Origin of the sequence: Rhodanobacter sp. C01 (assembly GCF_002001045.1) — a bacterium.
Lineage (GTDB): Bacteria > Pseudomonadota > Gammaproteobacteria > Xanthomonadales > Rhodanobacteraceae > Rhodanobacter.
In genome coordinates, this window is record NZ_MUNR01000006.1 from 109194 (window position 1) to 134798 (window position 25605).

Annotated in this window: 28 protein-coding genes; 11 read left to right on the plus strand and 17 right to left on the minus strand. The window is 64.0% G+C overall.

The window, feature by feature from the left end; genetic code table 11:
- Nucleotides 1-45: 45 nt before the first annotated feature.
- The gene (locus tag B0E50_RS03140) at nt 46-975 is read left to right on the plus strand and encodes an acyltransferase (protein ID WP_077439643.1); all 930 of its coding nucleotides are present in this window, start codon (nt 46-48) and stop codon (nt 973-975) included.
- Nucleotides 963-1898 (plus strand): 2-dehydropantoate 2-reductase, encoded by a 936-nt coding sequence (panE, locus tag B0E50_RS03145; protein WP_077439644.1) that lies wholly within the window; start codon nt 963-965, stop codon nt 1896-1898. Before B0E50_RS03140 ends, panE begins: the two co-directional genes overlap by 13 nt.
- Before the next feature lie 102 nt (nt 1899-2000).
- Here panE and B0E50_RS03150 read toward each other — a convergent pair whose 3' ends face one another.
- Nucleotides 2001-4037, minus strand: coding sequence for a M13 family metallopeptidase (locus B0E50_RS03150; protein WP_077439645.1), 2037 nt, complete (start codon nt 4035-4037; stop codon nt 2001-2003).
- A gap of 174 nt (nt 4038-4211) precedes the next feature.
- On the opposite strand from B0E50_RS03150, the gene B0E50_RS03155 reads away from it, so the two are divergent.
- The 5 genes from B0E50_RS03155 (at nt 4212) to B0E50_RS03175 (ending at nt 7164) form a co-directional block, all read left to right on the plus strand.
- On the plus strand, nt 4212-4760 hold the full coding sequence (locus B0E50_RS03155) for a GNAT family N-acetyltransferase (protein ID WP_077439646.1): 549 nt from the start codon (nt 4212-4214) through the stop codon (nt 4758-4760).
- The gene (locus B0E50_RS03160) at nt 4757-5071 is read left to right on the plus strand and encodes a non-heme iron oxygenase ferredoxin subunit (RefSeq protein ID WP_077439647.1); all 315 of its coding nucleotides are present in this window, start codon (nt 4757-4759) and stop codon (nt 5069-5071) included. The genes B0E50_RS03155 and B0E50_RS03160 overlap by 4 nt, the downstream gene beginning before the upstream one ends.
- Before the next feature lie 247 nt (nt 5072-5318).
- Nucleotides 5319-5717, plus strand: coding sequence for a metalloregulator ArsR/SmtB family transcription factor (locus B0E50_RS03165; RefSeq protein ID WP_217343189.1), 399 nt, complete (start codon nt 5319-5321; stop codon nt 5715-5717).
- On the plus strand, nt 5695-6195 hold the full coding sequence (locus B0E50_RS03170) for an SRPBCC family protein (protein ID WP_077439650.1): 501 nt from the start codon (nt 5695-5697) through the stop codon (nt 6193-6195). Before B0E50_RS03165 ends, B0E50_RS03170 begins: the two co-directional genes overlap by 23 nt.
- A gap of 78 nt (nt 6196-6273) precedes the next feature.
- A complete protein-coding gene (locus B0E50_RS03175; protein WP_254427164.1) occupies nt 6274-7164 on the plus strand; it encodes an alpha/beta hydrolase in 891 nt (296 codons plus the stop codon).
- A gap of 220 nt (nt 7165-7384) precedes the next feature.
- Here the strand turns inward: B0E50_RS03175 and B0E50_RS03180 are convergent, their stop codons facing one another.
- Nucleotides 7385-7999, minus strand: coding sequence for a hypothetical protein (locus B0E50_RS03180; RefSeq protein WP_077439653.1), 615 nt, complete (start codon nt 7997-7999; stop codon nt 7385-7387).
- A gap of 97 nt (nt 8000-8096) precedes the next feature.
- Nucleotides 8097-8900: a MipA/OmpV family protein gene (locus B0E50_RS03185; protein WP_174575017.1), complete on the minus strand. Its 804-nt coding sequence runs from the start codon at nt 8898-8900 to the stop codon at nt 8097-8099.
- A gap of 141 nt (nt 8901-9041) precedes the next feature.
- Here B0E50_RS03185 and B0E50_RS03190 point away from each other — a divergent pair, with 141 nt between their 5' ends.
- Complete coding sequence (locus tag B0E50_RS03190) at nt 9042-9743, plus strand: MtnX-like HAD-IB family phosphatase (RefSeq protein ID WP_077439655.1); 702 nt, start codon at nt 9042-9044, stop codon at nt 9741-9743.
- Nucleotides 9744-9819: 76 nt separating this feature from the next.
- Nucleotides 9820-11220 (plus strand): aminotransferase class III-fold pyridoxal phosphate-dependent enzyme, encoded by a 1401-nt coding sequence (locus B0E50_RS03195; protein ID WP_077439657.1) that lies wholly within the window; start codon nt 9820-9822, stop codon nt 11218-11220.
- A 101-nt stretch (nt 11221-11321) separates the two neighbouring features.
- Here the strand turns inward: B0E50_RS03195 and B0E50_RS03200 are convergent, their stop codons facing one another.
- Nucleotides 11322-12557 (minus strand): beta-ketoacyl-[acyl-carrier-protein] synthase family protein, encoded by a 1236-nt coding sequence (locus tag B0E50_RS03200; protein ID WP_077439658.1) that lies wholly within the window; start codon nt 12555-12557, stop codon nt 11322-11324.
- On the minus strand, nt 12554-12811 hold the full coding sequence (locus B0E50_RS03205) for a phosphopantetheine-binding protein (protein WP_077439660.1): 258 nt from the start codon (nt 12809-12811) through the stop codon (nt 12554-12556). The genes B0E50_RS03200 and B0E50_RS03205 overlap by 4 nt, the downstream gene beginning before the upstream one ends.
- A 65-nt stretch (nt 12812-12876) precedes the next feature.
- Between B0E50_RS03205 and B0E50_RS03210 the strand changes: the two genes are divergently transcribed.
- Together B0E50_RS03210 and B0E50_RS03215 are read left to right on the plus strand one after the other, a co-directional pair.
- Nucleotides 12877-13947, plus strand: coding sequence for a GNAT family N-acetyltransferase (locus B0E50_RS03210; RefSeq protein WP_077439662.1), 1071 nt, complete (start codon nt 12877-12879; stop codon nt 13945-13947).
- Nucleotides 13940-14821: a hypothetical protein gene (locus B0E50_RS03215; protein ID WP_077439664.1), complete on the plus strand. Its 882-nt coding sequence runs from the start codon at nt 13940-13942 to the stop codon at nt 14819-14821. Before B0E50_RS03210 ends, B0E50_RS03215 begins: the two co-directional genes overlap by 8 nt.
- Before the next feature lie 17 nt (nt 14822-14838).
- Here the strand turns inward: B0E50_RS03215 and B0E50_RS03220 are convergent, their stop codons facing one another.
- From B0E50_RS03220 to B0E50_RS03275, 12 genes are all read right to left on the minus strand, one after another.
- Entirely contained in the window at nt 14839-16050 is a 1212-nt protein-coding gene (locus B0E50_RS03220; protein ID WP_077439666.1) for a DegT/DnrJ/EryC1/StrS family aminotransferase, read from the minus strand.
- A gap of 21 nt (nt 16051-16071) precedes the next feature.
- Nucleotides 16072-16467, minus strand: coding sequence for an EamA family transporter (locus tag B0E50_RS03225; RefSeq protein WP_077439668.1), 396 nt, complete (start codon nt 16465-16467; stop codon nt 16072-16074).
- On the minus strand, nt 16464-16844 hold the full coding sequence (locus B0E50_RS03230) for an EamA family transporter (protein ID WP_077439670.1): 381 nt from the start codon (nt 16842-16844) through the stop codon (nt 16464-16466). The genes B0E50_RS03225 and B0E50_RS03230 overlap by 4 nt, the downstream gene beginning before the upstream one ends.
- Nucleotides 16844-17680, minus strand: a complete 837-nt coding sequence (locus tag B0E50_RS03235; protein WP_077439672.1) for an alpha/beta fold hydrolase — start codon at nt 17678-17680, stop codon at nt 16844-16846. The genes B0E50_RS03230 and B0E50_RS03235 overlap by 1 nt, the downstream gene beginning before the upstream one ends.
- Nucleotides 17681-17764: 84 nt before the next feature.
- Nucleotides 17765-18769, minus strand: a complete 1005-nt coding sequence (locus B0E50_RS03240) for a biotin/lipoyl-binding protein (RefSeq protein ID WP_174575018.1) — start codon at nt 18767-18769, stop codon at nt 17765-17767.
- A complete protein-coding gene (locus B0E50_RS03245) occupies nt 18766-19518 on the minus strand; it encodes an ABC transporter ATP-binding protein (protein ID WP_077439674.1) in 753 nt (250 codons plus the stop codon). Before B0E50_RS03245 ends, B0E50_RS03240 begins: the two co-directional genes overlap by 4 nt.
- Nucleotides 19519-19523: 5 nt before the next feature.
- Nucleotides 19524-20654 (minus strand): ABC transporter permease, encoded by a 1131-nt coding sequence (locus tag B0E50_RS03250; RefSeq protein WP_077439676.1) that lies wholly within the window; start codon nt 20652-20654, stop codon nt 19524-19526.
- Nucleotides 20654-22105: an efflux transporter outer membrane subunit gene (locus B0E50_RS03255; RefSeq protein ID WP_254427165.1), complete on the minus strand. Its 1452-nt coding sequence runs from the start codon at nt 22103-22105 to the stop codon at nt 20654-20656. Before B0E50_RS03255 ends, B0E50_RS03250 begins: the two co-directional genes overlap by 1 nt.
- Nucleotides 22106-22288: 183 nt before the next feature.
- A complete protein-coding gene (locus tag B0E50_RS03260; protein ID WP_077439679.1) occupies nt 22289-23689 on the minus strand; it encodes a sensor histidine kinase in 1401 nt (466 codons plus the stop codon).
- Nucleotides 23686-24375: a response regulator gene (locus B0E50_RS03265; RefSeq protein WP_077439681.1), complete on the minus strand. Its 690-nt coding sequence runs from the start codon at nt 24373-24375 to the stop codon at nt 23686-23688. The genes B0E50_RS03260 and B0E50_RS03265 overlap by 4 nt, the downstream gene beginning before the upstream one ends.
- Nucleotides 24376-24558: 183 nt before the next feature.
- Entirely contained in the window at nt 24559-25098 is a 540-nt protein-coding gene (locus B0E50_RS03270) for a GNAT family N-acetyltransferase (RefSeq protein WP_077439682.1), read from the minus strand.
- A gap of 5 nt (nt 25099-25103) precedes the next feature.
- Entirely contained in the window at nt 25104-25577 is a 474-nt protein-coding gene (locus B0E50_RS03275; protein WP_077439684.1) for an SET domain-containing protein, read from the minus strand.
- Nucleotides 25578-25605 lie beyond the last annotated feature (28 nt).

Sequence of the window (25605 nt, forward strand, 5' to 3'; positions counted from 1 at the left end):
CCCCTACGGCGTTACCCTGTAACATTCCCATCTGCGATTGCCCTCATGTTTGCGACGCTCCCCGCTCTGCTGCGCATACCCCTTGTCATGATGCTGCTCGCTGCCAACATCGTGCTGCACGTGTTGCCGCTGTTTGCGCTGACCTTGGTCAAAGTCGCGTTGCCGATACGCACGATCCGGCTTGCGTGCTCGCATGCGCTGGTGGCGATCGCGGAAAGCTGGATCGCGGTCAACAGCCGGATGTTCGAATGGTTCACCCGCACATCTTGGCAACTGGACGGGTTGAACGATCTGCACCATGACGGCAATTATCTGGTGCTGTGCAATCACCAGAGCTGGGTGGATATTCCGGTGTTGCAGAAGATCTTCAACCGGCGCATCCCCTTCCTGCGCTTCTTCCTCAAGAGCCAGCTGATCTGGGTGCCCTTGCTGGGGCCGGCATGGTGGGCGCTGGATTTCCCGTTCATGAAACGCTACTCAAAGGAGACGCTTGCCGCGCACCCCGAGCTGCAGGGCAAGGACATGGAGGCCACCCGCCGCGCCTGCGAGAAGTTTCGCCATATGCCCGTGTCGGTGATGAATTTCGCCGAGGGCACCCGCTTCACACCAGTGAAGCACGATGCACAGTCGTCGCCTTATCGCTATCTGTTGCGGCCCAAGGCTGGCGGCCTGGCGTTTGTGCTCGACGCGATGGGTGATGCGTTGCACGCGATTCTTGACGTCACCATCGTCTATCCTAATGGCCCATGCGCCATGATGGATCTGATCGCCGGCCGTATTCGTGATATCCGCGTGCATGTGCGCGAGCTGCCGATCGATGGCGAGCTGCGTGGTGACTACGAAAGCGATGCCGCGTTCCGGGCACGCTTCCAGACCTGGGTGAATGCGCTTTGGGGCGAGAAGGACAGGCAAATCGGAAGCATGCTTGAGCAACCATCCACACAGCCGGAGGAGCCGCAACGATGCGCATCCTGATCGTTGGTGCGGGCGCCATCGGCGGCTATTTTGGCGGTCGCTTGCTGCAACATGGGCGGGACGTGACGTTCCTGGTGCGCGATGCGCGCGCTGAAGTGCTGGCGCGTACCGGCCTGGTGATACGCAGCGCGATGGGCGATGCTAGCCTGCCGGCACCGCCAACGGTGCAGGCGCGCGACCTGGATGCCTCATATGATTTGGTGGTGCTCAGCTGCAAGGCCTATGCGCTGGAACAGGTGATGGCGGATATCGCGCCGGCGATCGGTCCGCACACAGCAATCCTGCCTGTGTTGAACGGCATGCGGCATCTGGATCTGCTGGATGCACGGTTTGGCGCGGAACATGTGCTTGGCGGCCAATGCGTGATCGCCGCCACGCTGGATGCGCAAGGCGTCGTGCAGCATCTCAACCAGTCGCACAGCCTCACGTTCGGCGAGCGTGATGGCAGTGCCTCCGAACGGATGCAGTGGATTACGCAGAGCCTGGCGGATGCGGGTTTCGACGCGCGGCCGAGCAGCTCGATCTTGCAGGATATGTGGGACAAATGGGTGTTCCTGGCCTCGCTGGCTGGCATCACCTGTCTGATGCGTGCGTCGGTGGGCGATATCGTTGCTGCACCCGGTGGCGTGACGATTACGCTGGATCTGCTGGAAGAGTGCCGCGCGGTGGCGGAGCGTTCTGGTCATGCGCCTGGTGACGCGACGCTGCAACGTGCCCGCAGCGTGCTGACGGAGGCGGGATCGAGCCTGAGCGCGTCGATGTTGCGCGATCTGCAACATGGTCATGCGATCGAAGCGGATCATGTGATCGGCGACATGCTGAAGCGCGCCGATCATCTGCATGATGCCCATGCGTTGCTGACCGTGGTCTACGCAAACCTGAAAGCGTATGAGGCCGGCAGGGCGCGCACGGCGGCGGCGTGATCGCGACGCGTTTTCACGACGTAGGTCTTTCGTTAGGCTGATTCATACAAGAAAGCCACGGCTCGATGGCCGTGGCTTTCCGGGTGAGTCAGTTGCTGCGGCTTACCAGATCTTTACCTGAGTGTCGGGAGAACGCACCATCGCATCGCCAGGCTTGCACTGGAACGCCTGGGCGAACTCCGGCATGTTCGATGGTGCACCGATCGCGCGGAACTGCGCCGGTGCGTGTGGATCGGTGTTGAGCAGGGTGAGCTGCGCTTCGGGACGGATGCTGCCGCGCCATACGCGCGCCCAGTTGAGGAAGAAGCGCTGGTCCTGCGTATAGCCGTCGATCTTTTTCTTCGCTTCGGCCGGGTTCTTCGACAGCGCCATCTGCAGCGCGGTGTAGGCGGCATTCAGGCCGCCGAGATCGCCGATGTTCTCGCCCATGGTGAGCTGGCCATTGACGTGCTTGCCAGGCAGCGGCTCGTAGCTGTCGAACTGCGCGGCGAGTTTCGCGGTACGCGCCTCGAATGCCTTGCGATCGGCGTCGGTCCACCAGTTGACGTTGTTGCCCTGGGCGTCGAACTTGCTGCCCTGGTCGTCGTAGCCGTGGCCCATCTCGTGACCGATTACGGCGCCGATGCCGCCGTAGTTGATCGCATCATCCGCTTTGGCGTCGAAGAACGGCGGTTGCAGGATCGCCGCCGGGAATACGATTTCGTTCTGCTGTGCGCTGTAGTAGGCATTCACCGTCTGCGGCGTCATGCCCCATTCGGTGCGATCCACCGGCTTGCCGATCTTGGCGACGCGGTAGTCGTAGTTGAACTTGTCGGCCGCCTGGATATTGGCGAAGTAGTTGTCCGGCACCAGCGTGAGGCCGCTCCAGTCGCGCCACTTGTCGGGATAGCCGATCTTCGGCACGAAGGTGGCCCACTTTTCCAGCGCCTTCTGCTTGGTGGCATCGCTCATCCAGGGCAGATTCTCGATGCGCGTCTTGTAGGCGGCGCGCAGGTTGTCGACCAGTTCCTGTGCACGCTGCTTGGAAGCCGGTGAGAAATTGTGGGCGACATACAGCTGGCCCAGCGCCATGCCCATGCCTTCATTGGTGGCACCGAGCACGCGCTTCCAACGTGGCTGCATTTCCTTCTGGCCATTGAGGGTCTGTTCCTCGAAGGCGAAGTCTTCCTGCTGGAACGGTGCAGACAGATAGGGTGCTGCGTTGGCGATCGCGTGGTAGCGAAAGTAGGCCTGCCATTCATTCAGCGGCACATCTCCCAGCATTTTCTGGATTTCGGCGAAGAACTTCGGCTGCGACAGCGAGAAACCATCCTTCACATCGGCGCCTTGCGTCTTGAAGAAGGCCGCCCAGTCGAAGCTCGGCGTCACCTTGTCGGCATCGGCGATGCTTACATAGTGGTAGCGGTTTTCCGGCTTGCGCATCTGCACCGGCACCAGCGAGGCGGCAGCCAGGCGGGTTTCGAATGCCAGCACGGACTTGGCCTGCTGCTGCGCATCGCCAGCGCTGATGCCGGTCAGCTCAAGCAGCTTCGCGATATGGGCTACGTAAGCGGTACGGATCTTTTCGTAATCCGGCTTGCTGTAGTAGTCGGCCGTCGGCAGGCCGAGGCCGCCCTGGTTGGCGTACGCAATGACGCGGCTGGAGTCCTTGAAATCGGCATTGCCGCCGAAGCGGAACAGCACCGGCTCGCCCTGGGCATAACTGTCGCGGATGTAGCCGACCACGTCGGCGCTGCTCTTCAACCCGTCGATATGCGCCAGTTGCGGCTTGATCGGATAGAAGCCGGCCTTATTGATGGCGGCTTCGTCCATGCCGGAGGCGTAGAGGTAGCCGATCTTCTGCTCGATCGAGCCAGGTGTGGCCTTGGCGGCATGGCTGGCGGCATCCTCGACGATCTTGTGCTGCACGTTGAGACTGTCCTCGCGCAGGGCATCGAACGAACCCCAGCGAGTACGGTCGGCGGGAATCGGATTTGCTGCGACCCACTTCGCATTGACGAAGCCGTTGAAATCGGCGCAAGCGCTGATCTTGCTGTCCAGCTCGTGCACATTGAACACGCTGGGGGTGACGGCGAAGGCACCGGTGCACAAGGCCATGCCTACGGCAAACGCCAGCGGTTTCACGAGTCGATGTTTCATGGGTTCTCCCTGGTTCGCGCGATCGCGCATGTGTTGCCCGATGTCGGGCAGGCCGACCCTGCACCGTAGGCAGTGAAGCGCGGTGGCAAACAGTGTCGAAGGTCACGGATGGCCGCCGCCGGCAGTTGCAACAGATCATGGTGATGCGGGCCGGGTGGGCATTATCATCGACTGATGAGCGAACCTACTTTCCCCGTATTCCGTGCAGCCGGGACTGCCGATATCCCCGTCGTCGTGGCGCTGGTCGAATCTGCCTATCGTGGTGATTCGGGCCGACGCGGCTGGACCACCGAGTCGGAACTGCTCGATGGTCGACGTACCGATGAGCAAGCGGTCAGCGAGCTGGTCAGCCGTCCCGGCAGTTGCATCCTGCTAGCCGAACGCGATGGACGGCTGATCGCCAGCGCCCATGTGGAACGGCAGGGCGAGTCCGGCTACTTCGGCATGTTCGCAGTCGATCCCGACGAGCAGGGTGGCGGCCTCGGCAAGGCGGTGCTGGCCGAAGCCGAACGCATCGCGCGAGAGCAGTGGCAGTGCCGCGCGATGCGCATGACGGTGATCGAGCAGCGCGCCGAACTGATCGCCTGGTATGAGCGTCGCGGCTATCGCCGCAGCGGTGAATACCAGCCGTTTCCGTACGGCGACGAGCGCTTTGGTATTCCGCGTCGCGACGATTTGCGCTTCGAGGTACTGGTCAAGGATTTCGCCGAGCCGTCTGCATGAATGGCTGGGTGAGAGTCGGCACGCGCAGCGAGCTGCTCCCGGGCGAATTCAAGGTGGTGTGGGACGGTGATACGCCGATCGCGGTGTACAACATCGATGGTGCGTTGTACGCAGTCGAGGACACCTGCACGCATGACGGCGGCGATCTCGCCGGTGGCGAGGTGCATGGTTTCGAGGTGGAATGTCCGCGGCATGGCGCACGCTTCGATCTGCGCACGGGCGCAGTGACGAAGCCGCCGGCGTATGAGCCGATCGCGAGCTTTCCGGTACGAGAAGAAGAAGGGGCGATCTGGACGCGGGATGATCGATGAAAGCATTTGCTGGACTGCCTGCTTTCGGCGGCGGATTCAATCGGTGGATGCAACACACTGAAAGCTGCCCAACTCTACAAACTGTACGTGATCGTGGCTGAGCCTGCTTCGTCCGAAAATTGAGGTTTATCCGTCGGCTCAGCGCCGGCAAAGCCGTCGGTCGAACCTTTACCCACGTTCGGCATGCGCCGTTTGGGTTCGGAGCGGCAGGGGAGCTACGCACGATTTGTACCCGTGGGTCATCCCCTTGCAAATCACCCACGCGCGCTCTACAGTGAACCATATGGTTCACTATCAGGTCCGCCTCGACACAACGTTCGCCGCGCTCTCCGATGTCACCCGACGCGGCGTGCTGGAGCAGCTCGGGGGTTCAGACGCCTCAATTACCGACCTTGCCCAAAGGTTTCACATGACCCTCACGGGCATGAAGAAGCACGTCAGCATCCTGGAGCAGGCGGGGCTGGTGACCACGGAGAAGGTCGGGCGCGTACGAACCTGCAAGCTCGGACAGCGCCGGCTGGAAGAAGAGGCCGCCTGGATCGAGCAGCACCGCCAGCTCTGGAGCGCACGCTTCGACGCGCTGGACGAGCTTGTCGAACACTTGAAACGCAAGGAGAAGGCAGATGCCCAACGAAAAAGAAGGTAGTTCCGCCGTCATGAACCGCACCGTCGTGGAGCGCAAGTCCGACCGCGAACTCGTCGTGAAGCGAACGTTCAATGCCCCAGCGCACATCGTCTTCGAAGCGTGGAGCAAACCCGAATTGTTCACGCAGTGGTGGGTTCCGAAATCGGTGGGGATGTCGCTGGTCTCGTGCGACATGGATATTCGCACCGGGGGCGCGTATCGCCTCGTGTTCAGCCATCCGGCCTTCGATCAACCGATGGCATTCTTCGGCACGTACAGAGAAGTAACGCCGCACAAGCGCATCGTATGGGCGAACGAAGAAAGCGATGAGGGCGCCGTGACCACGGTGACGTTCGAAGAAAATGACGGCAAGACGCTGGTCACCTTCCATGAACTCTATCCCACAACAGCAGCCCTCGAGGAAGCGCTCGCCGGTTCGGCAGAAGGCCTGCCCGAACAGTTCGCGCAGCTGGATGAGTTGCTCGCAGGCAGATCGTGACCACACCGCAGCGGCCGGCGTATCGGTGTAACACACGATCACGCCGCGCCGGCCAGTCAGGCGCCACGGGAAGACGAGATGCTCAGACGTGATTTCCTGAAGACGGCCATGGCGACCGCCGTGCTGACGGCGGTTCTTCCCGTCAGCGCCAAGAACAAGAATACGCCTACGGATCCGATCGGGCACTTTGCCGACGTCAACGGCCAGCATGTTTTCTACACCGTGCATGGCGCCGGCAAGCCGCTCATCCTTCTCCACGGTGGCATCGATCCAGACAGCTTCGGCAGCAACCTGACCGAACTGGCCAAGGGCCGTAAGGTCATCGCCCCCCATCTCCAGGCCCATGGGCGCACGCCAGACACTGACAGGCCACTGCGCAGTGAAACAATGGCTGACGACATCGCGGCCCTGATCGGCCACCTGAAGCTCGGCAAGGCCGATGTCATGGGCTACTCGCTGGGCTCCAGCGTCGCGCTGCAGGCCGCTATCCGCCATCCGGACGTGGTCGACCGGCTCGTGCTCGTGTCCGCGGCAATGAGGCAGGACGGCTTTTATCCGGAGGTGGTAACGGCCTTCAAACAGTTGCAGGCCAACGCTGCCACGTTGGGCTCTGGCGTCAAGGCATCGCCGCTAGGGGAGACCTATCCCGATGTCGATTGGACCAACCTCTTCAGGAAGGTGGGCGACATGACCGAACGCCCCTTCGACTGGAGCGCCGAGGTCGCGAAGCTGCACGCACGCACACTGCTGGTCTTTGCCGACGCTGACGCCATCCGGCCCGAACACATGGTCGAGTTCTGGAAGGCGTTGGGAGGCGGCCAACGCGATGCCGGAATCGGTGGCTCCCTGCGGCCCGCAAACGAGCTTGCAATCTTGCCGAATACCACCCACTACACGCTCCCCGTCGAGCCGATGCTGCCGGCGATCGTCGAGCGCTTCCTCGACGCTGCATCGAAGGCAGTAGGTTAGCGGCCCGCGACGCGCTCATGGAGCTATCTGGGCGTGGGTCGGAGTGACCGGCGCCGGTGGGAAGTGAACATGCCCTCCAGCTCCCGCTAGTCGTCAATACCAGCGCCGAACACCGTTGACTGGTTGAATCCGCCGTCGATAGCAGTCATTCTTTGAGCTGAGGTAAGTATGCGCATTTCTAGTTTCTAGCGGTGAAACATGTTGCTGCCCTTTGCTCCACTCAAGAGCGCGCACCGGGACATTCAGTCGACTGATGGTTCAGTCCTTCAGCCTCTTTCGCGAAACTCACAGAAACTGGCTTGCCGTTCTGCCACTTCACGCGCAGGACGTACAGCGAGTCGTAGTCATCGTCGGCCCAGACGGGCACCTGTTGCGCGTTGCCACCGGCAGTGGCAACCAGCTGCTGCACCGCCTGCCACGCCAGGTTGTGCTCCCACGCCACATAGATCGTCGCCGAACTATAGGCAGGCTTGAGCAGCTCCTGTTCCAGTTGCGTGACCTGCCGCACTCCGAACGACGTGTTGACCGGCAGGCCCAGCCGGATCGCGGTCGGCTCGATGGTGGCCAGTGGGCGGATGTAGTTGTATTCGATGCCCTTGTCCCGCGCAGTGGATCCCGGGTCGGGCGCATAGATCGCGGTGGGTGTGCCAAATTTGGCCTGCAGCACGTCTGGCAAAGCCAACGCGCGATTCAGGCCCTGGCAGTCGAGCTGGCCCAGTCCACGCGGTGGTTTTTCGCCGTGACGCAGGAACACGATGGCCTGGTCGGCATGGGCTGCGGGCATCGGCATGGTGAACGCCAGGGCAGCGACCAGTGCAGCAAGCGACTTCGTCATACCTTGATCCTTGATCGGAAGGGACTTGAGCGAAGCGCGAGTGTATCGCCCTGAAGTCAGGGGCATCGTGGCCGCGCAGCAGCGGGCGCTCATTCCCTCAAAAGTGGTAGATGAACGCCACCGATTCGTTCAGCTGCGTACGCGAACCGAAGCGTGTCACCAGTGGACTGTCACCGGCATCGCCCAGCAGACGTTCCCAGGTCACGGCCAGCGCGAAACCGGTGTGCTTGCTGGTGGGTACGAACAGGTCGTATTCCAGCGAGGCTGACTGGCTGCCTGCGCCTGGTTGCCAGGCCGGTACGCTGAGTGCGTTGGCCTGGCTCGGGTTGATGCCGAAGAAGCGGTTCATGGCCTGTGCGTTCATGGCCTGCCAGTGCAGTTCCAAAGAGTGCTCAAGCAGCCACATCTTGGGAAGATCCCACTCGCCATAGAGGTCGAGATAGGCGCCGGCGCCGTAGGTGTCGTGGCTGAGGTTGGCTCCCACGTCGATCTGTTTGGTGAGCTGCCATTCCAGGTAGCCTCCCAACGTGAGTCGTGGCGACAACGGGGCAATCTTGTCACGCAGCACGCCGAGATCGTCGCTGTCGCGGCCCCATTGGTAGTCGCCGTAGAGGCCACCGTGCAGCACCTGTCCAACGATCAGGTCGACCTGCAGGCCGTCCAGGGTGGACAGACTGATCCGGTTGGGGATCTCGATGTCGACGTATGGTATTGGCTGGTTGCGCGAGGTTGCCGCGCCGGGCCAACTCGGCAGATGTTCCATGCCGATGCCGCCGGCGAAGGTCGGCTGGTCATCGGTGTCGGCCATGCAACCCTGGGTCCACAGCAGGCAGGCCAGCAGGCCGGCGGACAACAGGAGATGACGGAGTGGGGAGCTTGCAGGCCGGGGTATGCGGGTCATGGGGGCGGCAGCATAGAGGTTGTTGCCGCGATTTGCTGCGAATCGGCAGGTTCTGGCTCAGCATATGTTAGGGAAAGGGAAAGGGCGCCGAAAGACAGCCTGCCTACCCTGCATGCCATCGCTGATTAGTGTGAGTTTCCGATGTCCGTGTCTGGCTGGACCATCCTTTGTGATTTCGACGGCACCATTTCCGTCGAAGACGTGATCGACTCGCTGCTCGATCGTTTCGGCCGTCCCGGCTGGGAAGTGCTGGAGCAGGACTGGCGCGCCGGTCGTATCGGCTCACGCGAGTGCATGACCGGCCAGGTCGACCTGTTGCAGATGACCCGTGCCGAGCTCGACACGCATCTGGCCGGCTTATGGATCGATCACGCGTTCCCGGGTTTCGTGGCGAAGGCGCGCGAGCTGAACGTGCCGATCCGCATCGTCAGCGACGGTCTCGACTACGCGATCCACCAGATTCTCGGCCGTTATGGCCTCGACAAGCTGCCATTGGCGGCGAACCACCTGTCGCCGGCGCAGCCGCCGAAGCAGTGGCAGCTGACCTCGCCGTTCCAGGCCGAGGGTTGCCGCAGTGGTACCTGCAAGTGCGCCTGTGTGGCGCAGGCCCGCGCGACCGGTGCGAAGACCTTGCTGATTGGTGACGGCGCTTCGGATTTCTGCGCTGCCGACCGCGTCGACTTCGTGTTTGCCAAGCATCGCCTGATCGAGCATTGCCGCGCGACCGGCATCGACTACGTGCCCATCACCGGTTTCGAGGATGCGCTGGAATTCCTGCCCAAGCTGCTCGACGGCAGCCTGGCCAGCCATTGGCATCATGAGCATGCGCCCGCACTGGCCTGATCGCGCGGTATACGTTGCTTCTTTTTTCTGAATTTCCCTCTTTCTGAATCCCCCGAATCACTCCGGATCTTTCCCCATGAAAATCGACAAGACCGCCGCCGGTTTCATCGACGACGCGCAGCTGCTCGCCGACGAGGCGAAGTACAGCTCGTTCGGTGACACCGTGCACTACGTGGATCCGCCGAAGATCTTCCGTCACGGTGAAGGCAGCTACATGTTCGACACCGCCGGCACGCCGTTCCTCGATCTGCAGATGTGGTATTCGGCGGTCAACTTCGGTTACGGCAACAAGCGCCTCAACGACGCGCTGAAAAAGCAGATCGACGTGCTGCCGCAGGTCGCAAGCCAGTACCTGCACCAGACCCGCATCGAGCTGGCCAAGACGATCGCGCTGGATGCGAAGAAGAAGTTCGGCCTGGATGGTCGCGTGCACTTCAACGTGGGTGGCGCGCAGGCGATCGAGGATTCGCTGAAGATCGTGCGCAACGCCTGCAACGGCAAGAGCCTGATGTTCGCCTTCGAAGGTGGCTACCACGGACGTACGCTGGGTGCCTCGTCGATCACGTCGAGCTACCGCTACCGCCGACGCTTCGGCCACTTCGGCGAGCGTGCGATGTTCCTGCCGTTCCCGTATCCGTTCCGTCGTCCGAAGGGCATGACGCCGGAAGAGTATTCCGACAGCTGCGTGCGCCAGTTCGAGCGCCTGTTCGAGACAGAGTACAACGGCGTGTGGGACCCCAAGACTGGCCAGTGCGAATACGCAGCGTTTTACGTCGAGCCGATCCAGGGTACCGGCGGTTACGTGTTGCCGCCGATGAATTTCTTCAAGGGCTTGAAGAAGGTCCTGGACAAGTACGGCATCCTGATGGTGTCCGACGAAATCCAGATGGGTTTCTGGCGCACAGGCAAGCTGTGGTCGATCGAGAACTTCGGCGTGACGCCGGACATCGTGGTGTTCGGCAAGGCGCTGACCAACGGCCTGAATCCGCTGTCCGGCCTGTGGGCGCGCGAAGAGCTGATCAACCCGACCGTGTTCCCGCCGGGCTCGACCCATTCCACCTTCAATTCCAACCCGCTCGGCACCTCGCTGGGTCTGGAAGTGATCAAGATGGGCTACGAGCTGGATTACGAGACCACGGTGCCGAAGAAGGGCGCGCACTTCCTCGAAGGCTTGCGCGACCTGCAGAAGAAGCACAAGGAAATCGGCGATGTCGACGGCCTCGGTCTCGCGCTGCGCGCCGAGATCTGCACCGATGACGGCTTCACGCCTAACAAGGCGCTGCTCGACAAGATGGTCGACATCGGCCTGGCCGGTGACCTCGAACACAACGGCAAGAAGATCGGCCTCGTGCTCGACGTGGGCGGCTGGTACAAGAACGTGATCACGTTCGCGCCATCGCTGGACATCACGCACGAGGAGATCGATCTGGCGATGTCGCTGCTGGACCAGCTGCTGACCAAAGCCAAGAAGGGCTGAGCTTGGCCGCGCGTGGATCATCACGCGCAAAAAGAACCCGGCGACTTGTCGCCGGGTTCTTTTGTTTGTCGCAGGCTGAAATGCCGTTGCGGTGCGGGTCGTTACGGCGCGTGTTTGATTGCCAGTACCGCGTTGAGCCCGCCGAACGCGAACGAGTTGCTCAGCGCTGCGCGGACCGGCATCGGCCGGGCGACATTCGGCACGTAGTCCAGATCGCAGGCCGGATCGACCTTGTCCAGATTCGCCGTGGGCGGCACCACGCCGTCGCGCATGGCACCGATGACGGCAACCAGTTCCAGCGCACCGGATGCACCCAGTGCGTGACCGTGCATCGACTTGGTCGACGACACCGCAAGGCGATCGGCGTGTTCGCCGAATGCGAGGCGGATTGCCTTGGTCTCGGTGGTGTCATTGGCCTGGGTACCAGTACCGTGGGCGTTGATGTAATCAACGTCCTGCGGGGCGAGACCCGCATCGGCCAGCGCCTGGCTCATCGCCGCGGAAGAGCCTTCCGCGCTAGGCATCACGATGTCGGTGGCATCGGCGGTCATGCCGAAGCCGGCCACCTCGGCAAGGATGGTGGCACCGCGTGCCTGCGCATGTTCCAGCAGTTCCAGCACAAAGATGGCGGCGCCTTCACCAAGCACGAGGCCGCGACGGTTCGCACTGAACGGGCGGCAGGTGTCGTCGGCCAGTACACGCATCGCTTCCCACGAGCGCAGGGCACCATAGGTCAGGCAGGCTTCGGTAGCACCGGTGATGGCCGCGTCAGCCATGCCGTAGCGGATCATCTGCGCAGCCTGGATGATCGCGTGGTTGGCCGAAGCACAGGCACTGGCGACCGCAAACGTCGGTCCGCGCAGGCCGTAGGCAATGCTGATCTGGCTGGCCGAGGCATTCGTCATGACGCGCACGATCGTGAGCGGATGCGCGCGGTTGGAGTTCTCTGCGTACAGCCGTCGGCTCTGTTCGTCCTGGGTGGTTTCACCGCCGACGCCGGTGCCGACCACGACAGCCGTGCGTACGCCGAGACCGTTCTGGCTGAAGTCCAGCCTGGATTGCGCGATCGCCTCGCGCGCTGCATGCAGCGCGAATTCCGAGGTGCGGTCGAGCATGATGAGGGTGCGTTCGTCGATATCCGCAGTCGGATCGAAACTCGCCGGCACCTGCGCGGCGATCTTCACGCGCAGGCGATCGGCGTCGGGATGTTGCAGCGGCCCAATGGCACTACGCCCTTCGCGCAGGCCTTGCCACAGCGCCTCGGCACCCACGCCAAGCGGGCTGATAGCACCCATGCCGGTGATCACCACGCGACGCATCGGATTGCCCTGCGTCATTTCGCGGCCTTTTCGTCCAGCGCCTTCTGTACCGCGTCGATCAGGCTCTGCACGGTGTCGCTGTCGAAATTGGCACCTTGCTGGTCGGGGAAGGTAATGTCGAAATGTTCCTCGATGTCGAAGATCAGCTCGATCGCCTCCAGCGAGGCGATGCCCAGATCCTTCAAGGTGGACTCGGGCTTGATGATCGCCACATCGATCTTGGCCTGCTTGGCGATGATGTCGAAAAGCTCTTGCTGGGTCGTATCGGTCATGGTCAGGTTCCTGGCTGTACACGACAATCTTACATACTCACCAGTCTAGGCAAGTTGGCTTACCCATGCCTTTCATCTCCCAATTGGAGCCGGACGCACTACTGGCGCACTTCATGGCACAGCCACCGATCGGTTTCGGTGTCGAGCTGTCGCCGCAGGGCATGCCGGCTTTTGTGGCCCCCTTCGACCTGTTGACCACCGCGGACGATGCGCTGCGCCGCCGCGTGACGCGTCTGCCGCTGTATCGCCTGTGGGGGCGCCTGCTGCGCTGGCGCACGCGTTTCGCCGGCACCACCGTGTCGGAATACGCACCGTTGCCGCCAAACGCGACGCCGCTCGCCCTCGCGCAAGGGCTCAAGGCGGCGTACGGGCGTGAATGCAAGCTGATGATCGTCAAGGACATCGCACAGGACTCGCCCTTGCTCGGCGATGCGGACAACGCGTATGCACGCGAATTCGCCGCTGCCTGTGAACGTGAAGGCTATGTATTGCTGGAGGGCCAGGCACTGGCGTGGGTACCGATCAACTTCGCCTCGGGCGACGAATACCTTTCGCGACTGTCATCCAGTCGGCGGAAGAATATCCGGCGCAAACTGCGCTCGCGCGCCGACCTCAAGGTCGAAGTGGTGAGCACGGGCGACCCACGCTTCCATGACGAGGCAACGCTGGCGGAGTTCTATGCGCTGTTCGACAACGTATACGCACAGAGCGAAATCCACTTCGATCGGCTGAGTGCGGCGTTCTTCCGCGATGTATTGCAGGATGCCGGCAGCCATGGCGTGGTCTTCATCTATCGCCATGCCGGGCAGATGATCGGCTGGAACCTCTGCTACGAGCACGGCGGCAAGCTGATCGACAAGTACGTCGGCTTCGCCTATCCGCAGGCACGCGAGCACAACCTGTATTTCGTCAGCTGGATGCACAACCTCGACTACGCGCGGCAGCGCGGGCTGACCCACTATGTGGCCGGCTGGACCGATCCCGAGGTGAAATCCTTCCTCGGCGCCAGCATGACCTTCACGCGGCATGCGGTATATGCACGCAATCCGTTGCTGCGTGCCTTGCTGCGCAAGCTCGGCAGTCATTTTGAAAGCGATCGCAGCTGGCAGGCGGCAACGGAGGCTACCGATGAATGATCTCGCAAACCGGCCCGTCGTACTCGATATCGACCGTTCGGTCGGGCCACTGCCCAATCGCCTGGTGCTGCCGCTGGAGCATTGGCAGGAGTCGATCCGCTTCGGCTGCTCGTTGGCGACCATGCGGCGATTCGGCACGATGCTCGATGAATTGCTGCCGGCCCGGTACGGCACCGTGTTCATGGGCAGCGGCGATTTCCACCACCTGAGCTGGCCGCTGATTGCACGCCTGCCGCAGGACACGCCATTCCAGGTCGTGGTGCTGGACAATCATCCGGACAACATGCGTTTTCCGTTTGGCGTGCACTGCGGTTCGTGGGTGCGCAAGGTGGCGATGCTGCCGCAGGTCAGTCACGTGCATGTACTTGGCATCACCTCGGCCGACATCGGTGGCGGCCATGCGTGGGAGAACTACCTGACCCCACTGCGGCGCGGCAAGCTGAGCTACTGGAGTGTCGGTGTCGACACCGGCTGGGCGCGCCGGCTCGGCCTGACGCAGGCATTTCGCGGTTTCGATACGCCCGAGGCGATGGTCGATGCGTTCGTCGACCTGCAGCGCACACAGACTGCGCCGAGCTACCTGTCGATCGACAAGGATGCGTTCTCGCCCGAAGTGGCGCACACCAACTGGGATCAGGGCCGGTTGCTGACGGGGCATGCATTGAACTTGATCGGCAGCCTGCGCCACGGCCTGGTCGGCAGCGACATCAACGGCGAGGTTTCGCATTACCGTTATCTGAGCTGGTGGAAGCGTCGGTTGTCGGCGATGGACGAACAGCCCGAGATCGATCCGGCCCTGCTGACCGACTGGCAGGCGCAGCAGCATGCGTTGAACCTGCAGCTGCTGGCGGCGATTGCGGCGGTGTCTGGCTGAGAGGTGCCTGGCCGAGATCAGCGCAGTACGGCTTCAAGCACGCCGCAGATGCTTTCGATGTCCACGTCGGTCATCCACGGGCTGTTGCCGATGCTGAAACTGCGTGCGGCGAAATCGCGGGCGTTCGGTACATCCTGCGCTGGCACCACGTCGGCGAGATAGGCGTAATCGGGCAGGGCGTGGATGAACAGGCGACTGACGCCCAGCCCGGCTTGCCATAGCTGCGCGAGTGCAGCATCGCGGCGTGCCTGATCGGGCAGCAGCAGCAGCAGGAACGGCCACGTGCCGTGTGCGCCGATCGGATCATCCAGCACTGTAATGCCCTCGATACGGCGCAGTCGTGGCAGGTGCTGTTGCGCCTGCGCGGACAACCGGTCGAGGAAGGCCGGGAGGCGGCTGGCGGCATGCGCACCCACGGCTTGGCGCCAGTGGCCGACGCGGTGCAGCGGTATCGTCAGTGGGAAATCGTCGCCCACGGCGGCCACCGGATCGCCACGCCGCAAGGCATGGCGCAGCGGGTTGCCGTATGCCAGCCGCAGGCCGCGGGGCTGGTACAACGCGGCATAACCGAGCAGCTGGATGCTTCGCTTCGCTTCCCAGCCGAAGCTGCGTGGCACGATGCGCGCGGATGTACGGGCCAGCCGCTCGCGCAGTTCCGGATCGCGCGCCAGCAGCAGACCGCCCTCGTAGATCGACAAACCCTTGCCGGCGGCCATGCTGAAGAAACCCACGTCGCCGGCCAGTCCCACGCTGCTGCCATCGCGGCGTGCACCCAGCGCCTGCGCGGCATCCTCGATCACGTAGGCTCCGACGTTGTTGGCGACCGCCAGCGCATCATCGACATCGGCGACGCGGCCGGCCAGATGGGTAGGGATGATCGCCAGCGTGCGTTCGTCGCAGGCCGCGCGCAGCGCAGCCGGATCCATGTCGTAGTGACCGGCGCGCAGATCGCACAACTGCAGTTCGAGACCGGCCTGCTGCACCGCGATCGCGACCAGCGGGCAGGTGTAGGCAGGTACCACCACACGGCGACGCCTGGGTTGCAGTTCGCGCAGGGCGGTCAGCGTGACCAGCAGACTGGCAGTGCCGGAGCATTCGAGCTGCAGTGGCGGGGTGCCGAGCTGCCTGGCGATATCGTCCGCCAGCGTCGCGGCGTCTGGACGCAGGTCGGCGAACCGAAGCGGCAAGCCGGCGGTGGGCGGCAGTTCGTGATGGCGGCGTGGCAGCATATGCGCAGCTTGGCCGATGCCTCAGGCTTCGGCAGGCTCCGGTACGTGTTCGCGACTCTCCGCCATGCCAAGGCAGACGATGCCGGCGATGATCGCAACTGCGCCGATGACGCGGGGCAGGGTGAGATGTTCGTCGAACAGCCACACCGACAGCAGCATCACCGATACCACTTCCAGATGCGAGGCAGCGAAGGCCGGGCCGATTGGCGCGTGCTTGAGCAGTGCCATCCAGGTGAAGAACGCGCCGATGTAACCGATCACCGCGCCGTAAACCCACGGCTGGCCGAACACGCGCAGCACCCACTCAATGCTGGCAGCCACCGGCAGCGCCTGCGTGCCGGCGTACTTGAAACTGATCTGCGCCAGGGTGTCGAAACCCATCAGCAGCAGGAAGCCGAACAGGTAGAAACGCTTCATCCGCCGACTCCCACGATCACCACGCCGAGTGTCACCAGCAGAATGCCGGCGACCCGCAGCCGGGTCAGCTTCTCGCCGAACAGGAAACGCCCGGCGACCATGATCGCGACGATGTTGATCGAACCCAGCAGCACGCCTTCGGACAGCGGGACCAGCGACAGGAACGCGATCCACACCAGGAACTCGATCACGTAGCTGGCGACGCCGAGCCACAGCCATGGCCGTGAGGCCATGTGCTTCCAGCGTGCCAGACCATCACCCGCTGCTTCATCGCCGGCAGCGGCCTTGAAAGCCAACTGGCCACCGGTGTCGAGCACGATGTTGAGCAACCACAGGCCGGCGACCAGAGGTGAGATGGATCCCGCCACCGACATCATCAGGCGGCAACGCGCTGCGTGCCGTTCGACGCGGCGATGCTGTCGAAGAACGCAGCCGAACGATCGATCAGGGTGCGGCGCTCCTTGTCGATCGTGATCATGTGGTAGCTGTCCTTGAGCAGCAGCAGTTCGGCCGGCGCGCTGACTTCGCGCATCACCAGTTCCGCATTCTTCAGGCTGGCGACGTCGTCTTCGCTGGCGTGCGCGACCAGGCACGGCGCGACCACCTGCGGCAACTGGCTGCGCACTTCGGCAGCGAGGCCGTACATTTCGGCGAGCGAATACCACGGGTTGCCCGGCAGGCCGGCCGCGGCGCTGTCACCGCCGAGCATCGCCGTGCTGACCTGGGCGCGCAGACGTTCGTCGCGGATGCCGTAGGGCGGCTGCTCCATGAAGCTGCGATTGCGGCCGATGCCGAACTTTTTAAGCAGCGGAAGCAGGAACGACAGTTTCGCGGCCCACGGAATGCTCCAGCCGTCGTAACGGAAGGTGGCGCCGTAGACGCCGACACCGGCAACCTGTTGCGGCCGATCCGCGGCCAGTTTCAGTGCCAGCAGCGCGCCCATCGACAGGCCGCCGACGAACAGATGGTCGACTTTTTCGAGCATCTCGTCGGCCGCTTTCTCGACGCTGGCATACCAGTCGCGCCAGCCGGTGGCGAGCAGGTCCTCGACATTGCCGCAGTGGCCGGCCAGCTGCATGCCGTGTACGGTGAAGCCGGCACGGTTCAGACCCTTGCCGAGCAGTCGCATTTCCATCGGCGTGCCGGTCAGGCCATGGATCAGCAGTACGCCGCTGCGCCCGCCCTCGAAGAAGAAATCAGTTTGCTGAATCACGCGGTTACCCTGTACCTGATAGGCCGTCGCCAGTTGACCGACGACGGTCCTTGATACTGTAAAGGCTCGCAGATCGCGGTTTCCTCAGTCTTTCGGGGCAGTTTGGGCAGGCGTCGACGCGGTGCCGAAGCGCACGATCACGCGCTGGCCGATGCGCAGGTCCCGGGTCCGATCATCAGAGCCGGTCTGGTCGAATGCCAGCACGCATTCCACCGTGCGCGCGTTGGCACGTATCTGCGGATCGTTCTCCAGCGTGGCGGGTCCGTACACCTGGCCGACGCGCAATACGTGCGCGCTCCAGCGGGTGTTGTCGCCACCGCTGTCGGCGACCACCTCGGCATGCATGCCGGGCTGGATCACGCCGACGAAGCTCTCGTTGAGTTCGGCACGGACGATCCGCGGCTTCTGCGGCAGCAGGGTGAACAGCGGGCCGGACGACGGCGACACGCTGGCACCGGGCTGGGCCAGCACGTGCACCACCTCACCGTCGAACGGCGCGTGCAGGCTGCGCTGTTTCAGCTCGTAGCGGGCCTCGTCCAGCTTCTGGCTGGCCATGTCCCGCGCGGCCTGGTCGCCCTGCTGCTCGGCGTCGAGCTGTGCCGCGATTTCACGCGCATCGTCGGCGCTCTGGCCGTCGCCGGCGCCGGCCGCCGCTGCCGCCACGAGCCGGCGGGCACGCTCTTTCGCGGCTGTCTGCTTGACTGCCAGCAGCTTCAGCTGCGCCTGTGCCTGCTCAAGTTGCGTCTGTGCCGCCTCCACGGCCAGCGTTGCCGGCTCGGTATCCAGCGTGGCGAGCAGCTGCCCCTGCTTGACGTGGTCGCCTTCATGCACGGCGACCGTGGCGAGAGTGCCTTCGCGCGGCATCGACAGGTTCAGCAGGCCGCCTTCGATATCGATCTTGCCGCGCGCTACCGCGGCATACGCGGCAGGGGGTTTGGCCGTGCCTTTGTCGGGGGCATCGGCGGACCTGGAACACGCGCTCAGCAGGAATGTCATCGCCATGGCCAGACAGCCTAAACGAATCAGCAGCAACGCCTGCGGGTGCCGTGACGGAAAGGGTGCGGGCGGCTTGATGATGGGCAGCTTCATGACGGAATTCCCTGATCTGGTGCGGTCGGCGCGGGCGGGCGTCGATCGCTGAGTATGCGGCCGTCCTCCATCGCCAGGACGCGATCGGCGTGGACGACCAGGCGCGGATCGTGGCTGACGCACAACACGGTGGTGCCGTGAGTGCGGGCGATCCGGTGCAGGATGTCGATGATCATCTGGCCGTTGGCGGCATCCAGCGCGCTGGTTGGTTCGTCGGCGAACAGCAGCTCCGGCTCCTTGGCCAGCGCGCGGGCAATCGCCACGCGCTGCTTCTCGCCGCCGGACAGCTCGGACGGGCGCAGGCGCATGCGGTGTGCCAGGCCGACTTCTTCCAGCGATTGCTGCGCACGGCGGCGTGCCTCGTTGCGCGACAGGCCCATGTGGTTCAACGGCAGCTCGACCTGCTCGAACGCGCTCAGCGCCGGGAACAGGTTGAAGCCCTGGAACACGAAGCCGGTGTGCTGCAGGCGGAAGCGCTCCAGCGCGCGCATGTCGAGCTGGCCGAGTTCGCTGCCCAGTGCCCGCACATGCCCGCTGTCGACCTTCTGCAGGCCGCTGAGGATCGCCAGCAAGGTGCTCTTGCCACAGCCGGAGGGGCCGGAGATCAGGGTCAGTTCGCCGGCATCGAGGCTCAGCGAGAGGTTGTCCAGCACCTGGGTGCGCTGCTGGCCGGAGATGAAGGCTTTGCTGATCCCTTCGGCCAGCAGGGCGGGAGTGCCTGCGTGTTCGGTAGTGGCGGCAGGATGCATCGCGGCTACCTCAGCAAGGTGGCAGGGTCGGCGCGACGCATGCTGCGCATGGCGGCCAGTCCGGAAACCGCGGCCAGGCCCATCACCAGAATGATGCAGCCGAGAGCCGCCGGTACGTTCAGCACCACCGGCACATCCTGGCTGCGTGCCAGCAGCATCAGCACGATGCCGAGCAGGCCGGCACCAAGCAGCCCGAGTGCGCCCACCCAGAACGCCTGCTCCAGTACCACCCGGCGCAGCGCTCCAACACCCACGCCCAGCGCATTGAGGGTGGCATATTCGCGCATCGAGCCATTGACCGCGGCGATCAGGGTCTGACTGGTGATCACCGCACCGACCAGGAACACGATGCCGGCCAGGAACAGCACGCCGGCACCGGCGCCGGTGTCGAACAGCCAGTAGCGTACCGAGATCTTCGCGAAATCCTTGGCGCTCCAGGTCGTATAGGGGCCGAACGCCGTGCTGCCGCGCAGGCGCACGGCGACCGCCGCAGCCTGGGCCGGATTGCGCAGCTTGGCGACCAGATAGGTCGGACCGCTGTCAGTCGGATCGTCATTCAGCTGTCGCGCGGTATCCAGCGAGCACAGCACGTTGACGCCACCCAGCGCGCGCAGGCCGCTGCTGATGCCGACCACACGCACCTGATGGCCATTGATGGTGGCGGTCTGGCCGATGTCGACACCGAGCTGGTCCAGTGCGGATCGATCGACGACGACCGCGTCCGGTTCCGCCAGTCGTGCGCGCAGGTCGGCCGGGAGTGCCTTGGAGAACATCAGGCCATTGGCGCTGGGGTCGATACCGGAAACGAACACCGAGACGCCACCGGTTTCGGCAGGGCCACGCCAGTCTCCATCGTCCCAGATATACGGTTCGACTCGCAGCACGGCCGGGTCCATCAGGATGCGCGATTCCACGTCGGCATCGATCGTGCGGCCCGAGCCCACGCTCTGCGTGCCTGGATAACCCACCCAGACATCCGCCGACGAACCGGTGATGTAGAGACTGGTGCTACCGAAGATGCCCAGCACCAGCGCGATCTGCAGCAGCTGCAGCAGGCCGGCGAAACCCACCGCAAGCATGGCCGGCAGAAACCGTCGCCATTCGTAGATCAGCGTCTTGCGCGCAAGGGCAACCATCAGCGGTGCATCTCGTCAGAGGCTGCTGCCGCGGGCGCATCTGTTTCGGCAGCGCTTGGCAAGGGCGCCCCGCCGAGTGCCTTGAACAGCGCCACGTAAGCCAGACTGTGTCCCGCGCGTGCATCAGCCAGCTCGATCGCAGCCTGGGCGGCGGCAACCTGACTTTCGGCACGATCGAGCGGGCTGCCCAACCGGAGGCCGACCCGTGCCTGCACGGTCTGGTCGACGCGTTGCAATGCCTGCCACGCGAGCTGGCTCTGCTGTTCGCGCTGCCGTTGTTGCTGCACGTTGCCCAGCGCGGTTTCCACTTCGGCCACGCCTTGCAGCACGGCCTGCCGGTAAGCCAGCACGCTGGCTTTCAGTTCGTGATCCTTGGCGTGCTTGGCTGCCAGCCGGATACCCCAGTCGAACAGGGGAATGGTCAGCTCGGGCCCCAACGAGACGATCGAATTGGGGGTGGTGCCATGTTTCTTGTTGTCGAAGATGTCGGTGGCCCAGTCGACCGAACCGCCAATGCCGATACTGGGAAACATGTCGGCGTGGGCCAGGGCCAGCGCACCGGCGGCTTGCAATACATCAGCTTCGGCACGGGCAATCTCGGGGCGCGTGCGCACCAGATCAGCCGGAGTGCTGTTGAGCCGCCATGCACCCAGTTCAGGTGGAGTGCCGGGCTGCAGCCACGCCGGATCAGGATGGTTCTGGCCCAGCAGCATGGCCAACTGCTGCGCGCTGGCGTTGATGGCCTGTCGCGGAGCGGCCAGGGCGGCTGTGGATTGCGCAAATGCCGCCTGAGCCTGATCCACCGCGTTGGGTGCCACCAACTGCAGATGCTGGCGCACCTGCAGCAATTCCCATTCGTGCTGACGGGCGTCGTTGATCTGCAGCAGCAGTTGTTCCTGCTGCTGCGCGGTGCGCAACTCGATCCATTCGCGCACGACTTCGGCGACCAGCGAGACCTGCGCGGTGCGCAGATCGGCGATGCTCGCGTCCAGCGCGGCGTGCGCTTCGCGGCGGGAGCCTTCGGCACGACCGAACAGGCCAAATTCCCAGGTGGCATCGAAACCGACCAGCTGATAGGAGGCATTTGCGCTCGGTTCGACCACATCGTTGGTGCTCGCGCGCACCGCCGGCAAGTAGCGTGTCTGGGCACTACGCTGCAGCGCGCGTACCGCGCGCATGCGCTCGACTGCCTGGGCAACATCGAGATTGTTGGCCAATGCATGATCGACCAGGGCATCCAGTCCTGGATCGCCGAAGGCATGCCACCAGCCATGCAGATCGCTCGGCTTGGCTGGATCCGAGGCGACGGCATGCTGCCATTGCGCAGGCACCGGTGGGGTCAGCCTGGGCAGCGGCGCGGCGCAGCCGGCGAGTCCGCCAAGCAAAGCAGCGGTCAGGCCGCCACGCAGCAGGCTGCGGGTGATCACCTTGCGCATGAGTGGAGATGGCACGGTAAGCATGGTTCCATGGCGATGATCCGGCGCTGGCGTGCCGAGTCGGTATCCGTGGTGATCAGGATGGATCGTTGCCACGGCAGCGTCCTCGACTATTGTGAAGGCGAAGCGGGAGAGCGCAATAGGGGGTTGCCCGAACGTACAGCCGTGGTGCAGCGAGTCCTGTGATCCGGTTGCATGTCATGCCAGTGGCGGGAAGATCACTTCGACGCGCAGGCCACGCTCTTCGCTCGACCGGTAGATCACTTCGGCGTGATGCCGTTCGGCAATGCGCTGCACGATCGCCAGGCCCAGTCCGCTGCCTTCCTCGCCGTTGGCGGCGGCGCGGAAAAAACGCTCGCTCAGGCGCGGCAACAGTTCGGGCGGTACGCCGGGTCCATCATCCTCGACGCTCAGGCTGGCACCGCCATCGGCACGTGCATGCAGGGCGACAGTGACCGTGCTGCCACGGCCGCCATAGCGCACGCTGTTGTCGATCAGATTGTCGAGCAGATCCAGCACGCTGGCAGCATCGCCGATGATGCATAGCGTTTGCTTAGTAGCAGGCTCCTGGTAGCCCAGGTCCACGCCAGCGACCAGCGCATCATGCACGCGTAGTGAAACCGCTTCGGGAATCAGGCGCGTCAGATCGAGCCGTTTGAACTCTTCGTTGTCGTCCGGCGAGGCCTGCGCGCGCGCCAGCGAGAGCAATTGCGAAGTGGTTCGTGCGGCGCGATGGGTCAGCCGCTGGATGTGCATGAGTGCGTCGGTCACGGTTTCCGGCTGTGGGTCAGCCAGTGCACGGTCGACATGCACGCTCAATCCGGCCAGCGGCGTGCGCAGCTGGTGTGCCGCGTCGGCGATGAAACGGTCGTGCAGGGCCAGCATGCCGCGCAGGCGGCCGAACAAGGCATCGATCGTACGTGTCAGCGGTTGGATCTCCTGTGGTACGTCGGGGCCGTTGATCGGCGTCAGCTCGTGCGTGCGTGCGGCCAGCCGGATGGTCAGCGGGTCGAGCACGCGCAGGCCGCGGCTGACGCCGAACCAGACCAGCGAGAGCACGCAGACGAGCAGCAGGGTCTGCATCACGGTGGCCAGAAAGAGGATTTCCCGGGCCTGTTCGTGACGGTCGCGCAGGGTTTCGGCCACCGTGATGATCAGGCTGTCGTTGGGGTCATGACTGGCAGCGGTGTGCACGCTGGCGGCGCGCAGTGCATGCGTATCCAGTTGCGCGTCATAGAGCGTGGGTGCATCGCCCAGTACGGGTGTTCGCGAAAGCTGCGGCAGTCGCCCGTTGCCGGCCAGCAGGCCGTGTCGGGTGCTGATGACGCTGAAATAGCTGTGGCCGGCCGGATCGTATTCGAGCAGGAACCGCGCCTGTGGCGTCAGCGTGCCGCCAAGCTGGTCGTTGCCGAGCATCTTCGCCAGCGTCAGCGCATCGTCGCTGAGGTCGCGGTCGTGCACCTTGTTGGCGTAACCCAGAGCCACGCCGTAGGTCAGCACTGCGTCCAGCAGCAGCAACGCGGCCATCGGAATCAGCAGGAAAATCAGCAGACGCCGGCGCAGGCTGGGGCGGCGGCGACGGATTTGCGGCGTCTTCATGCCGGGTCGCTTCCGGATTCTTCAGCCTCTTCCAGCAGATAGCCCAGACCGCGGATCGTGCGCACACCGGTGCCGCTGCCCTGCAGCTTGCGGCGCAGGCGATGGATCGCGATATCCAGCCCGTTGTCGGTCAGCTCCTGATCCCAGTCGCACAGCGCCTCGATCAACTGCGCTCGGCTGGTGACACGGTCGGCTCGCAGGGCCAGCGCCTCCAGCAGGCCGAACTCGCGCGCGGTCAGTTCCAGCGGGGTCTGGTCGATCCAGGCGCGGTGGCCGGGCAGGTCCAGCCGCAGCCGGCCCAGTTGCAGTTCCGGCTTGCCCTGGCTGCTGGCCCGACGCAGCAAGGCGCGCACGCGCGCCTCGAACTCGGCCAGCGCAAAGGGTTTCACGAGGTAATCGTCCGCACCCAGGTCAAGCACGCGGATGCGTTCGGGCAGGCCGTCGCGCGCGGTCACCACCAGCACCGGCAGGACCGTGCCGCGACCGCGCAGGCGACGCAAGACCTCGCTGCCGTCGAGCGCGGGCAGTCCCAGATCCAGCACCAGCAGGTCGTATTCGTGGTCGCGCAGTGCCGCATCGGCGAGGCTGCCGCTGGCGACGTGATCCACCGCATGGCCGCCGTGCCGCAGCGATGCGCAGATGCCTTCGGCGATGGATGGATCATCCTCGGCCAGCAGGATGCGCATAAGGGACTCCTGGGGGGATCGGCCGCGGATCAGCAATCATGAAACGCGGTACGGCCTGGTGTCAGGCTGCGGCCCATGGTGGACGCAGCGCGTCTGCGGATTCTCCGGTGTCGTGGAGCTGCAGACAAGCAGCGTCCATGGCAGTTCCCGTCAGCACCAGCGATGTTCGGGTGCGGCTCAGGATCAGGCGTAGGCGCGCCGGGTCTCGCGATGCGGCGGGTAGTAGGCGAACACGTGGCTGTTGCTGCCGTAGAAATCCATGTCCTCGATGTGCTCGCCGCCGAGTCGTTCGGCCACCCGGTCGGAAGCTTCATTGCCGATCCGCACCAGGCTGATCACGCGCTGGGCATGCAACTGGTTCCAGGCAAAATCGAGTACCGCGTCGCCCGCTTCGGTTGCATAGCCGTGGTGGCGGTGTTCCGGCTTCAGCATCCAGCCGAGTTCCAGATCCGGCCAGCCGTCGGGATACATCAGGCCGGCGCGGCCGATGAATTCGCCGGTGGATCTCAATTCCAGCGCCCACATGCCGCAGCCGCGCAACTGCCAGTGACCCAGCAGCATGGCCAGCGAGCGCCAGGCATTGGTGCGGTCCAGCGGCTGTCCGTCGCCGATCCAGCGCGTGCTGTCCGGGTCGGCCAGCATCGCGGCATAGTCATTGAAGTGCTGTTCGGTCAGCGCGGTCAGGCGCAGGCGCGCCGTTTCAAGAGTCGGAATATCAAACATCACAATCAGCGGTGGTTGGCGTCCAGCAGTGCGGCCAGCGCACGGGTGCTGCTGGCGAGGCTCTCAGGCCAGGACAATCCGGTAATTGTCTCACCAGTGACCGAATCCACAAAATCCTCCGCCTGGCCGGGTGGCAGCAGGTGCCGGTAATCCACCGTGATCTCGGTGCCGGGTGGCAGTTCGGCAAGCGCAAACACGAAGCCGAGGTGCCACAAGCCGTTCGGCGTGAAGCTGTGGTTGATGTAGCACTCGTCGGGCCAGTCGGGAGACAGTGTGTAGCGATCCTCGAACCAGCGTGCGCTGGCGTGGAACTGCGAGCTGAGCTCCGGCGAGGCGGTGATGTCGGCATGGCGGAACGTCTCGTTGATGCCGTCGGGCGCCGTGATGATGCGTCCGGCCGCCACGGTTTCATCCAGGAACAGGCCCTTGCCTGCGCCGTGGATGGCGGAGACGGCAACGTGATAGCGCGGCAGGATCATGGTGGGTGCGGTAACGGGAAGGGCGCGC

Bases quoted from the DNA above. Each gene is read 5' to 3' on its own strand.
- B0E50_RS03230 (WP_077439670.1), bottom strand. From the start codon at position 16,844: ATGATGTCGGTGGCGGGATCCATCTCACCTCTGGTCGCCGGCCTGTGG.
- B0E50_RS03180 (WP_077439653.1), bottom strand. From the start codon at position 7,999: ATGACGAAGTCGCTTGCTGCACTGGTCGCTGCCCTGGCGTTCACCATG.
- B0E50_RS03160 (WP_077439647.1), top strand. From the start codon at position 4,757: ATGAATGGCTGGGTGAGAGTCGGCACGCGCAGCGAGCTGCTCCCGGGC.
- B0E50_RS03185 (WP_174575017.1), bottom strand. From the start codon at position 8,900: ATGACCCGCATACCCCGGCCTGCAAGCTCCCCACTCCGTCATCTCCTG.
- B0E50_RS03245 (WP_077439674.1), bottom strand. From the start codon at position 19,518: ATGCATCCTGCCGCCACTACCGAACACGCAGGCACTCCCGCCCTGCTG.
- B0E50_RS03170 (WP_077439650.1), top strand. From the start codon at position 5,695: ATGCCCAACGAAAAAGAAGGTAGTTCCGCCGTCATGAACCGCACCGTC.
- B0E50_RS03205 (WP_077439660.1), bottom strand. From the start codon at position 12,811: ATGACCGATACGACCCAGCAAGAGCTTTTCGACATCATCGCCAAGCAG.
- B0E50_RS03195 (WP_077439657.1), top strand. From the start codon at position 9,820: ATGAAAATCGACAAGACCGCCGCCGGTTTCATCGACGACGCGCAGCTG.
- B0E50_RS03190 (WP_077439655.1), top strand. From the start codon at position 9,042: ATGTCCGTGTCTGGCTGGACCATCCTTTGTGATTTCGACGGCACCATT.
- B0E50_RS03240 (WP_174575018.1), bottom strand. From the start codon at position 18,769: ATGAAGCTGCCCATCATCAAGCCGCCCGCACCCTTTCCGTCACGGCAC.
- B0E50_RS03275 (WP_077439684.1), bottom strand. From the start codon at position 25,577: ATGATCCTGCCGCGCTATCACGTTGCCGTCTCCGCCATCCACGGCGCA.
- B0E50_RS03140 (WP_077439643.1), top strand. From the start codon at position 46: ATGTTTGCGACGCTCCCCGCTCTGCTGCGCATACCCCTTGTCATGATG.
- B0E50_RS03220 (WP_077439666.1), bottom strand. From the start codon at position 16,050: ATGCTGCCACGCCGCCATCACGAACTGCCGCCCACCGCCGGCTTGCCG.
- B0E50_RS03200 (WP_077439658.1), bottom strand. From the start codon at position 12,557: ATGACGCAGGGCAATCCGATGCGTCGCGTGGTGATCACCGGCATGGGT.
- B0E50_RS03250 (WP_077439676.1), bottom strand. From the start codon at position 20,654: ATGGTTGCCCTTGCGCGCAAGACGCTGATCTACGAATGGCGACGGTTT.
- B0E50_RS03210 (WP_077439662.1), top strand. From the start codon at position 12,877: ATGCCTTTCATCTCCCAATTGGAGCCGGACGCACTACTGGCGCACTTC.
- B0E50_RS03175 (WP_254427164.1), top strand. From the start codon at position 6,274: ATGCTCAGACGTGATTTCCTGAAGACGGCCATGGCGACCGCCGTGCTG.
- B0E50_RS03225 (WP_077439668.1), bottom strand. From the start codon at position 16,467: ATGAAGCGTTTCTACCTGTTCGGCTTCCTGCTGCTGATGGGTTTCGAC.
- B0E50_RS03260 (WP_077439679.1), bottom strand. From the start codon at position 23,689: ATGAAGACGCCGCAAATCCGTCGCCGCCGCCCCAGCCTGCGCCGGCGT.
- B0E50_RS03270 (WP_077439682.1), bottom strand. From the start codon at position 25,098: ATGTTTGATATTCCGACTCTTGAAACGGCGCGCCTGCGCCTGACCGCG.
- panE (WP_077439644.1), top strand. From the start codon at position 963: ATGCGCATCCTGATCGTTGGTGCGGGCGCCATCGGCGGCTATTTTGGC.
- B0E50_RS03150 (WP_077439645.1), bottom strand. From the start codon at position 4,037: ATGAAACATCGACTCGTGAAACCGCTGGCGTTTGCCGTAGGCATGGCC.
- B0E50_RS03215 (WP_077439664.1), top strand. From the start codon at position 13,940: ATGAATGATCTCGCAAACCGGCCCGTCGTACTCGATATCGACCGTTCG.
- B0E50_RS03265 (WP_077439681.1), bottom strand. From the start codon at position 24,375: ATGCGCATCCTGCTGGCCGAGGATGATCCATCCATCGCCGAAGGCATC.
- B0E50_RS03155 (WP_077439646.1), top strand. From the start codon at position 4,212: ATGAGCGAACCTACTTTCCCCGTATTCCGTGCAGCCGGGACTGCCGAT.